Raw genomic sequence first — 12,660 nt, 5'->3', positions numbered from 1 at the left:
CGCCCGGGGAATGCCCGCGCGGAAGGAGGGCGTTGTCCACCGACGTGACCAGCGTTGCGCCCACGACCAGGATCTCCGTGCTCGACCGCTCCCGGACCAGACAGGGTGAGGAGCCGGCCCGGGCACTGCGGGACACGGTGGCCTTCGCCCGCGAGGCGGAGCGGCTCGGCTACCACCGGTTCTGGGTCTCCGAGCACCACGGCGTGCCGGGGGTGGCCGGGTCGGCGCCCACCGTGCTCGCGGCGGCCGTGGCGGCGGCCACCTCCCGGATCCGGGTCGGCACCGGCGGGGTGATGCTGCCCAACCATCAGCCGCTGGTGGTGGCCGAGCAGTTCGGGGTGCTGGCCGCGCTGTTCCCGGGGCGGATCGACATGGGGCTCGGGCGCTCGGTGGGCTTCACCGACGGCGTCCGGCGGGCGCTCGGGCGCGAGAAGGGCGCAGCGGACGAGTTCGGTGCCCAGCTGGCCGAACTGCTCGGCTACTTCGACAGCTCGCAGCAGGCGCACCGCGGGGTCCACGCCCGGCCGGCCGAGGGCCTGCACGTCCCGGCCTTCGTCCTGGCCACCGGCGCGGGCGCCGACCTGGCCGCCGACGCCGGGCTGCCGCTGGTGATCGCCGCCCCGCACGGGGAGGACCGGATGCTCGCGGCGATCGACCGCTACCGCGACCGGTTCCGCCCCTCGGCGCACGCCGCCGAGCCGTACGTGGTGGTCTCGGGCACGGTGGCGGTCGCCGAGACGGCCGAGCGGGCGCGTGAGCTGCTCGTCCCGGAGGCCTGGTCCGGCGCGTACTCCCGTACCCATGGCGAGTTCCCGCCCCTGGCCCCGGCGGCGGAGATCCTCGCCCGGGAGATGACCGTCCGGGAGCGGGCCGCGTACGAGCAGTCGCTCAAGGGGCACATCGCGGGCACCCCGGAGCAGGCCGCCGCCGAGCTGCTGGCGCTGGTGGAGCGCAGCGGGGCGGACGAGTTCCTGGTCACCACCAGTACCTACGACCGCGCCGCGCTGCTGGACTCCTACCGGCTCCTCGCCGAGGCCGTCGGCCGGGCCTGAGCGGGCCGGGCCTGAGCGGGCCCGGAGGAGGCGGAGCCGTCACCGGTCCGGGCCGGGCCTCGCCGGCTGCCCGGCGCTCGCTGCCCGGCGCTGCCGCTCAGCCCGCGTCGACCTCGGTCGTTCCGAGCCGCGCGTACACCTCCGGCCGTCGGGCCCGCAGCCGCAGCGCGATCCCGACGCCGGTCAGGAACACCACCGGCACGATCGCGACCAGCGGCCAGTTGACCTCCGGGCCGGCGCCGGTGAACAGGTCGAGCCGCCACACCACCAGCGCGGTGGCCCCGCACAGCAGCACGGTGGCGGCCAGCGGCGCCACGACCGTACGGAACGCCCCGGCGCTCGCGGCGGCCGCCCGGTTGCGGCGGAAGAAGGCGAACACGGCCAGACCGGCCAGCGCCTGGAGCACCAGGATGCCGACCACCCCGGGGGAGTTCGCCCAGAGGAAGAACTGGTTGTACGGGTCCGCCCCGATCAGCGCGGCCACCACGACGGCCACCGCCGCCACCACCGACTGCACGATGCCGCCGATCCACGGCGAACCGTGCCGCGGGTGGACCCGGCCCAGCACGGCCGGGGCTGCCTGCTCGGTGGCCAGCGCGTAGCCGTACCGGGTGATGGTGTTGTGGAAGGCGAGCAGCGCCGCGAGCAGGCTGGTGACGATCAGCACCCGCTGCACGTCCGTCGCCCAGCCGCCGACGTAGTCGGTCATCGCGGTGAAGAACATCCCGGCCGGGTCGGCGGTGGCGGTCGCGACGGCCCCGGTGTCGCCGAAGGCCTGCACGATCATCCAGGTGACGAAGGTGTAGAAGAGGCCGAGGAAGACGATCGCGGCGTAGGTCGCGCGCGGCACGGTCCGCTGCGGCTGCCGGGCCTCCTCACGGTAGATCGCGGTCGCCTCGAAGCCGATGAAGGCGGCGAAGGAGAGGCCGAGCACCCCGCCCATCCCGCCGGAGAACACGTGCTCCGGGGCGAACGAGGACAGGCTCAGCCCGTGCGCCCCGCCCTTGACCAGCACCGCCACCGCGAGCACCAGCAGGATGCCGGTCTCGGCGATCAGCAGCGCCCCGAGCACCTTGGCCCCGAGGTCTATCGAGCGGAAGCCGAGGAACCAGACCACCGCGACCCCGAGCAGCGCCCAGACCGGCCAGGGCAGGTCCAGCCCGAGCAGGTCCTCGGCCGTGGTGTGGGCGAAGAACCCGAAGGCGCCGAACATGCCGATCTGGATCGCGTTGTACGAGAGCACCGCGAGCAGTGCCGCGCCCAGCCCGGCCGCCCGGCCGAGGCCGCGGGTGACGTAGGCGTAGAAGGCGCCGGCGTTGCGGATGTGCGCGGTCATGGTGGTGAAGCCGACCGCGAAGAGCGCCAGCACCACGCCGGTGGCCAGGTAGGCGACCGGCGCGCCGATGCCGCCGAAGGAGATGGCGAACGGCGCCACGCCGGCCATCACGGTCAGCGGCGCGGCGGCGGCCACGACGAAGAAGACGATGTCGCCGGTGCCGAGCACCCCGCGCTCCAGCCCGCCGGGGGTGCCGGGGGAGGTGGGGGCGGAAGGGGCGCCGGGGTCGAGGGGACGGAGTGCGGCGGGGGAGGCCGCGTCGGAGGGCAGGGTCATGGGGGAGCTCTCCTGGGGTCGTGGGTACGAGGGTAGGGCGGTCGGCGGCGCGGACGCGTCGGCCGCCGACCGGGGAACGAGGCACGGACGCCGTGGGGGACGGCCGGAACCGGTCGGGACATCCGTCCGGGCGGGGCGGCGGGGCGGCCAGGACGTCTCAGCGCGTCGAGCCACAGCCGGACAAGCCGGACAAGTCGGACCAGCCGCAGCCGGACAAGCCAGACAAGCCGGACCAGCCGCAGCCGGACAGCCGGCCGGGGCGCGCCTCAGCGCGTCGAGCGGTCGCCGCCGGGCGGCCCACCGTGGGTGCGCCGTCCGCCGAGCCAGGTGCCGGCCACCTCGATCGAGGCCAGCTCACCGGCCGGCACCGCGTACGGATCGGTGGCCAGGTGCACCAGGTCGGCCCGCAGGCCCGGCCGCAGTACGCCCCACTCGGCCTCCTCGAAGGCCTGGTGCGCCACGCCCGCCGAGTACGCCGCCAGCGCCTCGGTGAGCCCGATCCGCTCCTCGGGCAGCCAGCCGCCGTCCGGCAGCCCGTCCGGCGTCTGCCGGGTGACGGCGGTGGCCAGCCCGGCGAGCGGCTCGTAGCGGGTGACCGGCCAGTCGCTGCCGAAGGAGACCCGGGCGCCGCCGCGTAGCAGGGCGGCGATCTGGTATTGCCGGGAGCCGCGGTCCGGGCCGATCCGGGGCAGGGTGAGCTCGGTCATCAGCGGGTCGGTCTGCGCCCACAGCGGTTCGAAGTTAGCGATCACCCCGAGTTCGGCGAACCGCGGCAGGTCGTCCGGGTGGACCAGCTGGACGTGCGCGATCACCGGCCGGCGGGCGCGCTGCCCGTTGCGGCGGGCGGCGGCCTCGACGGCGTCCAGCGCGATCCGTACGCCGTGGTCGCCGATCGCGTGGATGTGCGGCTGGAAGCCCAGCGCGTCCACGGCGGTGACGGCCTCCGCCAGCTCGGCGCCGGTCCAGTTGGCGACGCCGTGGGAGTGCGGGCAGTCGCTGTACGGCTCCAGCAGCGCGGCCGTCCCGGACTCGATGACGCCGTCGGCGAAGAACTTGACCGCCCGCGCGCTGAGCCGCCCGCGCCCGGCGGCCTCGACCCGGTCGCGGTCGGCGGCCAGGCGGGGGAGCCGCTCGCGCCAGCCGTCCGGTTCGAGCAGCAGGGCGAGTCCGGCCCGGACCGGCAGGTCCTGCTCGGCGACGGCCGCCAGCCAGGTGTCCACCTGCGCGGGTTCGACCCAGGCGTCCTGGAGCCAGGTGAGTCCGGCGGCGGCGAGCGCGGCGGTGGTCTCCCGCAGCGCGGCGACCTGTTCGGCCAGTGGCCGCGGCGGGACGAGCGCGAGGACGGGGTTGAGCGCACCGAACTCGCGCAGGGTGCCGAGCGGGCTGCCGTCCGGCCGTCGGACGATCTCGCCGCCGACCGGCTGGGGCGTGTCCGGCCCGTACCCGGCCCGGCGCAGAGCCTCGCTGTTGGCCCAGCCGGTGTGGTGGTCCATGGTGCGCAGCAGTACCGGCCGGTCGGGTACGGCGGCGTCGAGCAGCCGGGCGTCGAACAGCCCGCCCTCGGCCAGTGACGGATCCACGGCGTCGCCGGTGATCCACTCGGCCTCGGGGTGGCGCCGCGCCCAGTCGCGGACGGCCGCCACGACCTGCGCCACGCTGGTGCAGTCGCGGACGGGCACGCCGCGCAGGCCGATGGCGCCGAGCAGCGGGTGGACGTGGCCGTCGCCGAAGGAGGGCAGCAGGGCGCCGCCGTCGAGGTCGACGGTCTCGGTGCCTTCGTCGCGCAGGGCGAGGGCGGCGTCGCCGAGGGCGGCGATCCGCCCCGCGCTGACGGCGAGGGCGTGGGTGCGGGGGAGGGCGGGGTCTCCGGTGTGGATCCGGCCGCCGGTGAAGATCGTTTCGGCACGCATACGGGGGTGTGCGTCCTCTCCGGGGCAGGGCGGGCCGACGGGTGCGCGGCCTGCCTAACCGAATGGGGTTCGGTTACCGTAGGCGCGGCACCGGCGGGTGCGGAAGGGTTTTACTGAAAGCCGTTCAATAACGCTTGGATAACGACGATCTTGGTCTGTCGGGGGCCGACGGGCCGCCCGGCGGCCCCGAAGGTGAGGAACCGGGCATGCCCAGGCCGCGCACACCCCTGCTGGACCGGCAGCGCATCGTGGACACCGCGCTCCGGCTGGTCGACGAGGCGGGGGACCTCACCATCCCCGCGCTGGCCGGTGCGCTCAAGGTCAGCCCCTCCGCGCTCTACCACCACGTGGCCGGCCGGGCCGAGATCGTCGCCCTGATGCGCGCCGAGCTGGTGCGCACGATCGGCGAGCAGTCGATGTGGGACCAGCCCTGGGACGCCGCGCTGCGCACCTGGGCGCACGCCTACCGGGACGCCTTCGCCGAACACCCCGGCATCGTCCGGCTGCTCGCCACCGCGCCGCTTGCCGAATCGTTCATGCACGAGCTGTACGAGCGGGCCGTCGCCACCCTGGAGGACGCGGGCTTCGCCGCGCAGGACGTGATGGGCCTGATCACCGCCCTGGAGAGCTTCATCCTGGGCTCGGCGCTGGACCTGGTCGCCCCGGACGTCATGGTCGACGCCGTCGACCGCGCCGCGACCCCGAGGCTGGCCGACGCCCTGGACGCCGTCCCCGTCGGGCGCGAGCGCGCGGACCGGGCCTTCGAACTCGGGCTCACCGCCCTGATCGGGGGCTACCGGGCGCTGCTGGGCTGACCGGCACCGGCGGGCCCGGCAGCGCCCGGCGGCTCCCCGGTCGCGATTTCTGACCAGGCGTGATGGCCTGCTAGTGTTCTTCCCGTCGAGAGGAAGTGATCTTCCGGGAAACGAATCTCGAACAGGCGTCAGCGGTGCTACCAGAGCACGCCCTACTTTCAGTAGGGAGAGTCCGTGCGATCCGGGCCTGGCGCTCCCATCGAAGGGGCTCGTTCCGTCCAACGGAACGGGCCCCTTCGGCGTGTTCGCGCTCCATGAGCTCGTCCTCTTATCGCACTTTCGATGACGAAACCCTCCGGCACGGCCCGGTATCGGCCAAGGTCCCGTGCCAGGCGGCCGGTGAACGGCGCTCCAACCGCCCTGGCCCACCAGTGGCGTCACCTCCCATCCCGGTCTGATGCATCGTCAATTCTCGGCCGGAACTGGCCGTTGCCGGTGTGAATATGCCATCGGAATGTTCGTCCGATGGAATCCGGCAGTAGCCTTCCGTGTCGAACTAGCCACTGCTGGTGGTGAACCGGTCGGCGCCGCGCTGCGTCCGGCCGCCCAGACCCCGCGAAGGAGCCGGTGTGCCCGGTATCGACGAATGCCTCTCCGGAGCGATGGCGATCCCCGGGGCCCGCGCCGCGAGCCTGGTCGACTGGAGCAGCGGGCTCGCCCTCGGCAGCCTCGGGGACAGCCCGACCGGAGAGCACGAAACCTCCGCCGCCGAGGCAACCGACCTGGTGCGGGCGGCCGTTGAGAGCCAGACCTTCACCGTGACGGAGGACCGGCGGGCCCCGCTGGAGGACATCATCGTCACCGCCGGCCGCAGCTACCACCTGATCCGCTTCATCGACACCGTCTTCGACAACAGGCTCGTGCTGCACCTCTGGCTGGACCGCGCGGAGGGCAACCTCGCCGCCGCCCGCTTCCGCCTCCAGGCGCTCACCGACGAACTGGTGCTGGGGTGAGCGCGTGACCGCCGCGACCGGCACCGCGCCGCCGCCCTGGGCGGGGGCCGCCACCCCGAGGACCCCGGGCGAGGCGCTCGCCCTGCTCGCCGACCGTCGCGCCACCGGCGCCCTGCACGGACCGCTCGGCAGCCTCCACCTGGTCGACGGGCGGGTGGCCGCCGCCCAGTCCTCCCGGGCCCCCGGCCTGGCCGACCTGCTCATCGGCTGCGGCCGGATCACCCCCGAGGGCTGGGCGGAGCTGCTCCGGATCCACGGACCTCGGTCGAGGGTCGGCGAGGAGCTCGTCGAACGGCGGCTGCTCACCCGGGGAGAGCTCGAACTCGGCCACCTGGGAACGCTGTTCGACGCCTCGTTCTTCGTCCTCGCCGACCCGGGCGGCGGAGTCTGGCGGTTCGAGGCCGACGCCAGGCACTGGCTCGGACCGGTCGCGGACGTCGACCCGGCCCGGATCCGTCGCGAGGTCGCACGCCGTCGGCAGCTGCTCGACGGGATCTGGCCGTGGGGGCAGCTCGACACCGCGCCCGTCCGCCCGGTCGAGCACGTCCGCCGAGCCTCCCACCGCCCGTCCGGTCGCCGGCGCCGCGAACTGCTGGACCACGCCGACGGCCGCAGGACCCCGGCCGACCTGGCCCGGCTGCTCGGCCGCTCCGGTTTCGGCGTGACGGCCGACGTCCGACGGCTCGCCGCCGCCGGGCTGCTGGACGCGCCGAGTCCGGCCGACGTGCCGCGCCCGCCCGACGTGCCGACGGTGGCCCAGGTGCCGGAGGTGTCGCCAACGGCCGTACCGGCACCCGAAGTTCCCCCACCGGTCACGAGCGGACCGGCCGGAGGGCTGCACCGCAGGATCCCCGGCGCCAGCCTCCGGGGTGCCGGACTCCCCGGAGCCCCGGTCACGGCCGACCCCGCCGCAGCCCGTACCGGCACCCCCGCCGGCGGCACCCCCGCCGGGACCGACACCGGGACCGACGCCGGGACCGACGCCCCCACGCGATCAGAACGCCCGCCCACCACGGCAGCGGCCCACCCGCTGACCGTTCCCGACCCGGACATCGCGCTGCTGACCCGGGTCCGAGACCTTCTGGAGGCCCGACTTTGACCCATTCCCCGCCCGCGACCCCGTCGTTCCGGCCATGAGGCGGGCACTCAAGCAGCGTGTCGGAAGGAGACAACTGATCGCCTTGGAGACCGAGTTGCTCGCCGAACTGCGCGCCGTCAAACACCGCGTCCCGCACCTCGCGGGTGGTCTGGTCGCCAGCGTGGACGGCCTGTTGATCGCGCACGACACCCACGGCACCGAGCCCTCGGGTCTGGCCGCGATGACGGCGGCCTCGCTCTCGCTGGCCCAGCGGCTCGCCGACACCACCGGCCAGGGCGAGTTCCGCGAGTCGCTGGTGCGCGGCGAGAACGGCTACGTCGCCACCTACGCGGCCGGCGGCAGCTGCGTGCTGACGCTGCTGGCGCACCCCGACGTCAACGTCGGCCGGCTGCACCTGGAGGCCCGCCGCAGCGCGCAGCGCATCGCGGAGCTGCTCAACGACGCCCTCGTGCCCAAGGACCCGCGCGACGCGGGCTGACCGCGCCACCAGACCACCGCACCGCCTGAAACCGCACCGCCTGAAACCGCACCGCCCGAAACCGAACCACCCACCAAAGAACGGGAGTTACCCAGATGACCGACGCAGCCGGCGCGCTCAAGCACGCCATGACCAGCATCGAGGGCGCCATCGGCGCGGCCCTGGTGGACTACAACAGCGGCATGGCGCTGGCCACCCTCGACGGCCCCGGCGGCCTGGACCTCAACGTCGCCGCCGCCGGCAACACCGACGTGGTCCGCGCCAAGATGCGCACCATGGACATGCTCGGCCTCCAGGACGGGATCGAGGACATACTGATCACCCTGACCAGCCAGTACCACCTGATCCGCCCGCTCACCGGCCGTACCGGCAAGGGCCTGTTCCTCTACCTCGCGCTGGACAAGGCGCGCGCCAACCTCGCGATGGCCCGCCACCAGCTGGGCCGGATCGAGGCCGAGCTGGAGGTCTGACGCGGCGCCCCGAAGCGCCGCGCCGGCCCACCGCGCCCGACGTGCGAGGAAGCGGACGAGGCCCCGGCGGCGGCTCATGCCCCGCCGGGCTCCGTCCACCCGGCCTCACCCCTGCGGCAGGTCCGGCCCGACGCTCCGCCCGCGCACCAGCTCGACCGGTCCGCCCGACCGTTCCCGGGCGGCCAGTGCGGCGGCCGTACGGTCCCAGGACGGGCCGGTCAGCAGCGTCCGCGCCTCGGCCGGGTCGCAGAGCCGCCACTCGACCAGCTCGTCCTCCGGCAGCACGAGGGAGTCGAGCATCCGCTCCGTCACCGTGCCCCCGTCGAACACGTACACCAGGACGGCGGTGTCCCGGCCGGTCGCCGGGTCCGCCTCCGGGTCGGCCGCCGCACCCGGCTGCCAGTCCAGCGCCAGCAGTGGCCCCGGTTCCACGTCCCAGCCGAGCTCCTCGCGGAGCTCCCGCCGGGCGGCCGCCCGGGGCATCTCCCGGTCCGCCTCGACCCCGCCGCCCGGCAGCGTCCAGTGCGGCACCTGCCCGAGCGGCCCGTCCCACGGCCGCAGCCGCACCAGCAGCACCCGGCCGGCGGCGTCGGTGAACAGTGCCCGCGCCTTGGTCCGGATGCGCGGCCGGGTGGCGTAGTAGGTCGCCCGGTCCATCGGCGGCTGCGAGGGTTCCGGCGGCTCCTCGGCGGACGGCGTCAGCCCCGGTGCGGCGGCCAGTCCGGTGTACTCGGGCGCCGGCGCGTCGGCGGGCAACCGCCCGAGCGTGTGGCCGACCGGCCGGCTGTCCTCCAGCTCCAGTGGCCCGGTGTCGCCCGGTGCCCGCAGACAGGCCGTCACCCGGCGGGACAGCCGCGGTGGCAGGGCGTGTCCGGCCTGCTCCGCCGTCAGCCAGGTCCAGCCGCCGACCTCCGCCGTGTCCGGCCGGAACGCCGCCACCTGCTCCGCCGTCAGCGGCTCGGCCCAGTAGAGGTACACGACGATCGGCCGGTCGCCCTCGCGCAGCAGCGCCCAGTCCACGCCGGCCAGCGGCCCCAACCGGGGCGTGAACCCCAGCTCCTCCCGGATCTCCCGCAGGGCGGTCTCCCTCGGCGACCGGTCCGTCGGCTCCCACCCGCCGCCCGGGATCGCCACCGGGTGCTTCCGGTCGTACGGCAGCCGCACCACCAGCAGCCGCCCGGCCCCGTCGGAGAACAGCACCCCCGCCGCCGCCATGACGTCCCGGCCCACCGCGCCCGAGCTCTCCACCCCGACTCCCTCCGTCACGCTCTCCCCGGACACGACAACCCGGGCCACCCCGATGGTTCCCGCCGAGCGGCCCCGCCGATCCCGGCCGTGACCGGCACCGTCCCCGGTCGTGGGGGAGCGGCGGTGTCAGCGGTGGCCCAGGACGTTGACCACACGGCCGTTGGGGTCGCGGACGAAGAACCGCCGTACGCCCCACTCCTCGTCCTGCAAGGGGTGGACGATCTCCGCACCGTCGGCCAGCACGGCCGCGTAGGCCGCGTCCACGTCGTCGACCTCGACGCTCAGGTCGGGGGTGACCGGCGCGGTCCTGTCGCCGGTCATGAAGCTGACCTGCGCCGCCGGACTGGACGGGGAGGCGAGCGTCATGATCCAGCCGTGGTTCATGACCTCCTCGAAGCCCAGCAGGCCGTAGAACTCCCGGCTCTCCTGCGCGGCCTCCGACCGGATGTTGGGCACGACACGGCGAACGGACATCGACGACTCCAGACAAGAACGGGAATGCCTCCGGGACCCTCCACAAGTACTACGCCACTCCCGCCGCCGCGCGCACTTCCGCAACAGTCCCCGGTTCCACCGCCTTCGCCGTCCCCGCCACCCCGGCGCGCTCCTCACCCCAGCGAGGCGAGGGCCTGCGCCGCGGCCCGGGCCATCTGCTCGTCGTGCCGCCGGCTCCCGCCGCGCAGGCGGGCGACGCCCTCCGCGGCGGCCAGTACGAGCAGGCCCGGCAGGAGGTCGGTGCTGCGGGCGGCGAGCCAGCGGGTGCCCCGGGTGGCCATCCACCAGAGGTCGGCGGCCAGGCCCGGCGGTGGTTCGGCGGGAGCGGCGGTCGGGGGCGGGCCGAGGGGGTGGCCGGCCTCGGTGAGCAGGTCGTGGAAGCGCCGGGCGATCAGGTGGTGGCCCTCGGCGCTGGGGTGCAGGCGGTCGACGCTCAGCAGCCGGCGCTCCGTGAGCCACGGCAGCTCGGCGATGTGCAGGTGCACCGCCCGGTGGCGTTCGGTGAGGGCGTGCACCACGGTGTTGACCGCCCGCATCCGGCGCGCCAGGGGACGGGCGAGCGGCGCCGGGAGCCGGAGCAGGCTGCCCGGGTCGGGCAGGCAGGCGGTCAGCAGCCTGGCGCCGTGGCCGGACAGTTCCCCCATCGTGGCGTCCAGTTCCAGGGTGGCGCGCCGGATGTCGAAGCCCGAGCGCAGGGTGTCGTTGCCGCCGACCACCACCGCCGCGAGCTGCGGCCGCAGAGCCAGCGCGCCCGGTAACTGACGTGTCATCAATTCCGTGGTGAGCGCCCCGCTGTACGCCAGGTTGGTGAACTCGACGTCCCGATCCTCGGGCGGCAGCGCGTGGGCGAGGATGGCGGCCCAGCCGCGCCAGCCCTCGCCGACCTGGTCCCCGACCCCCTCCGTGAGCGAGTCTCCGAGGGCGACGAAGCGCAGCAGCTCGCCGGCCGTGGGGCGTTCTTCCGCGGCCCGGCCACGCCCGGCCTCCAGTATGCTCATCCTGACCCCCGACCTCCGTCCACCGCCTCGTCGTCGCGTACACCGTGTGCCGCCAGGAACGCCGCCACCGCCGCCGGCCAGCCGTACCGTTCGGCCTGGGCCCGGGCGGAGGCCCGTCGCAGCTCCTCCGGCCGACCCAGCAACTGCCGTACGGCGGAGGCGAATCCGTCGCCGGTGTCGACGGCCGCCACCCCGGCGAGCCCGACCAGGCCGGGCAGCGCGGAGGAGCGGCTGACCACCACCGGGGTCCCGCAGGCCAGTGACTCCATCGCGGCCAGCCCGAAGGTCTCCACCGGGCCGGGGGCGAGCACCACGTCCGCGCAGCCCAGCAGTCGGGCCAGCTCCGCCCGCTCGCCCAGGTGCCCGAGGAAGCGCACCGGCAGCCGCAGCCGCGCGGCCCGCGCCGCCAGCCGGTCCCGCAGCGGGCCGGTGCCGGCCACCACCAGCACCGCGGGCCGCCGCCGGGCCCGCAGGACGGCCAGCGCCTCGATCGCCCGCTCGGGCCGCTTCTCCGCGGAGAGCCGGGAGCAGAGCACCAGCAGCGTCTCGTCCGGAGCGGCGTACCGGGCCCGCTCGGCCGCCCGTGCGGTCGGCGGCAGCGGCCGCATCGCGTCGAGGTCCACCCCCAGTGGGGCCCGGACCAGGTTCGGGGTGCCGATCCGCCGGAACTCCGCCGCCGCCCAGTCGGTGGTGCAGAGCACCGAGTCGTAGGCGCGGGCGGTGGCCGCGTTGAACCGGTCGGCCGTCGCGCCCGCCAGCGGACCGGGCAGGCCCCAGGTGCGCAGCAGGCCGGCGGCGCTCTCGTGCGAGACCATCACCGAGCGCACGCCGTGCCGCCGCGCCCAGGCGCCGGTCCAGCGCAGCGTGGTGCGGTCGGACACCTCCAGCCGGTCGGGGGAGAACCTGGTCAGCTCGGCGGCGACGGCCCTCCGGTCGGTGAGCAGCCGGTAGCCGCCGCTGGCCGGCAGCACCGGGCCGGGCAGGGTGACCACCACGCCCTGCTCGGTCTCCTCCTCGGAGCGCCGCTCCCCGGGGACGATCAGCACCGGACGGTGCCCGGCCGCCCGGTACCCGGCACCGAGGTGGCGCAGTGCGGTGCGCAGGCCGCCGGAGACCGGGGTGACGAAGTTGGCGAGCCGGACGATCGTCAGCGCCTCGCCGGTCGCCGAGACCCTGCCGGCCATCGGAGCCTCACCGGCGATCGGCGAGGCGCCGGCCGTAGGCGCCCCGCCGTCGGGAACGGAGCTCATGCCGGCAGCTCCTCCGACAGGGCGGGCGCCACCGGCGCGGCCGACGCCGGGGCGGCGGACGGCAGCCGCACTCCGCGGTGCTCCGCCAGCACCTCGGCGTAGTGCCGCAGCAGCAGGTCCCCGACCGCCTCCCAGGTGCGCGCGGTCACCTCGGCGCGCCCGGCCTGCCCGTACCCGGCCCGCCGTGCCGGGTCGGCGGCCAGCTCGGCGACCGCCCGGGCCACCGCGGCGGCGTCCCGGGGCGGCACCAGCAGGCCGGTGCGGTGGTGGGCGACCAGGT

The 12,660-nt window shown here is 75.4% G+C and carries 12 protein-coding genes and 1 pseudogene; 6 read left to right on the top strand and 7 right to left on the bottom strand.

Features of this window, described 5'->3' with window-relative positions; genetic code table 11:
• Window positions 1-44 precede the first annotated feature (44 nt).
• Window positions 45-1,052, top strand: a complete 1,008-nt coding sequence (locus ACWDCZ_RS05410) for an MsnO8 family LLM class oxidoreductase (RefSeq protein ID WP_449815303.1) — start codon at window positions 45-47, stop codon at window positions 1,050-1,052.
• A 97-nt stretch (window positions 1,053-1,149) separates the two neighbouring features.
• Here the strand turns inward: ACWDCZ_RS05410 and ACWDCZ_RS05405 are convergent, their stop codons facing one another.
• Together ACWDCZ_RS05405 and ACWDCZ_RS05400 are read right to left on the bottom strand one after the other, a co-directional pair.
• Window positions 1,150-2,664 (bottom strand): APC family permease, encoded by a 1,515-nt coding sequence (locus ACWDCZ_RS05405; RefSeq protein ID WP_449815263.1) that lies wholly within the window; start codon window positions 2,662-2,664, stop codon window positions 1,150-1,152.
• 266 nt (window positions 2,665-2,930) lie between these two features.
• Window positions 2,931-4,574 carry an amidohydrolase gene (locus ACWDCZ_RS05400; RefSeq protein WP_449815262.1) on the bottom strand — a complete coding sequence of 548 codons (1,644 nt, stop codon included), beginning with the start codon at window positions 4,572-4,574 and terminating at the stop codon, window positions 2,931-2,933.
• A gap of 206 nt (window positions 4,575-4,780) precedes the next feature.
• On the opposite strand from ACWDCZ_RS05400, the gene ACWDCZ_RS05395 reads away from it, so the two are divergent.
• The 5 genes from ACWDCZ_RS05395 (at window position 4,781) to ACWDCZ_RS05375 (ending at window position 8,389) form a co-directional block, all read left to right on the top strand.
• Window positions 4,781-5,389 (top strand): TetR/AcrR family transcriptional regulator C-terminal domain-containing protein, encoded by a 609-nt coding sequence (locus ACWDCZ_RS05395; protein ID WP_049652049.1) that lies wholly within the window; start codon window positions 4,781-4,783, stop codon window positions 5,387-5,389.
• A 569-nt stretch (window positions 5,390-5,958) separates the two neighbouring features.
• On the top strand, window positions 5,959-6,342 hold the full coding sequence (locus ACWDCZ_RS05390; protein WP_074004516.1) for a hypothetical protein: 384 nt from the start codon (window positions 5,959-5,961) through the stop codon (window positions 6,340-6,342).
• Window positions 6,343-6,346: 4 nt separating this feature from the next.
• A complete protein-coding gene (locus ACWDCZ_RS05385; protein WP_449815261.1) occupies window positions 6,347-7,441 on the top strand; it encodes a hypothetical protein in 1,095 nt (364 codons plus the stop codon).
• Window positions 7,442-7,523: 82 nt separating this feature from the next.
• On the top strand, window positions 7,524-7,919 hold the full coding sequence (locus ACWDCZ_RS05380; RefSeq protein WP_310593218.1) for a roadblock/LC7 domain-containing protein: 396 nt from the start codon (window positions 7,524-7,526) through the stop codon (window positions 7,917-7,919).
• 95 nt (window positions 7,920-8,014) lie between these two features.
• Window positions 8,015-8,389: a hypothetical protein gene (locus tag ACWDCZ_RS05375; RefSeq protein WP_449815260.1), complete on the top strand. Its 375-nt coding sequence runs from the start codon at window positions 8,015-8,017 to the stop codon at window positions 8,387-8,389.
• A 105-nt stretch (window positions 8,390-8,494) separates the two neighbouring features.
• Here ACWDCZ_RS05375 and ACWDCZ_RS05370 read toward each other — a convergent pair whose 3' ends face one another.
• From ACWDCZ_RS05370 to ACWDCZ_RS05350, 5 genes and pseudogenes are all read right to left on the bottom strand, one after another.
• A complete protein-coding gene (locus tag ACWDCZ_RS05370) occupies window positions 8,495-9,655 on the bottom strand; it encodes an NUDIX hydrolase (protein ID WP_449815259.1) in 1,161 nt (386 codons plus the stop codon).
• Window positions 9,656-9,763: 108 nt separating this feature from the next.
• A complete protein-coding gene (locus ACWDCZ_RS05365; protein ID WP_117492302.1) occupies window positions 9,764-10,111 on the bottom strand; it encodes a VOC family protein in 348 nt (115 codons plus the stop codon).
• A 134-nt stretch (window positions 10,112-10,245) separates the two neighbouring features.
• The gene (locus ACWDCZ_RS05360; protein WP_449815258.1) at window positions 10,246-11,130 is read right to left on the bottom strand and encodes an SGNH/GDSL hydrolase family protein; all 885 of its coding nucleotides are present in this window, start codon (window positions 11,128-11,130) and stop codon (window positions 10,246-10,248) included.
• On the bottom strand, window positions 11,127-12,314 hold the full coding sequence (locus ACWDCZ_RS05355; RefSeq protein WP_449815302.1) for a glycosyltransferase: 1,188 nt from the start codon (window positions 12,312-12,314) through the stop codon (window positions 11,127-11,129). Before ACWDCZ_RS05355 ends, ACWDCZ_RS05360 begins: the two co-directional genes overlap by 4 nt.
• A 62-nt stretch (window positions 12,315-12,376) precedes the next feature.
• Window positions 12,377-12,660: pseudogene (locus ACWDCZ_RS05350) on the bottom strand (glycosyltransferase family 4 protein); the annotation flags it as partial.

The sequence above is a fragment of the Kitasatospora sp. NPDC001225 genome, assembly GCF_053597855.1.
This window is presented reverse-complemented; position numbering and strand designations above follow the sequence as displayed.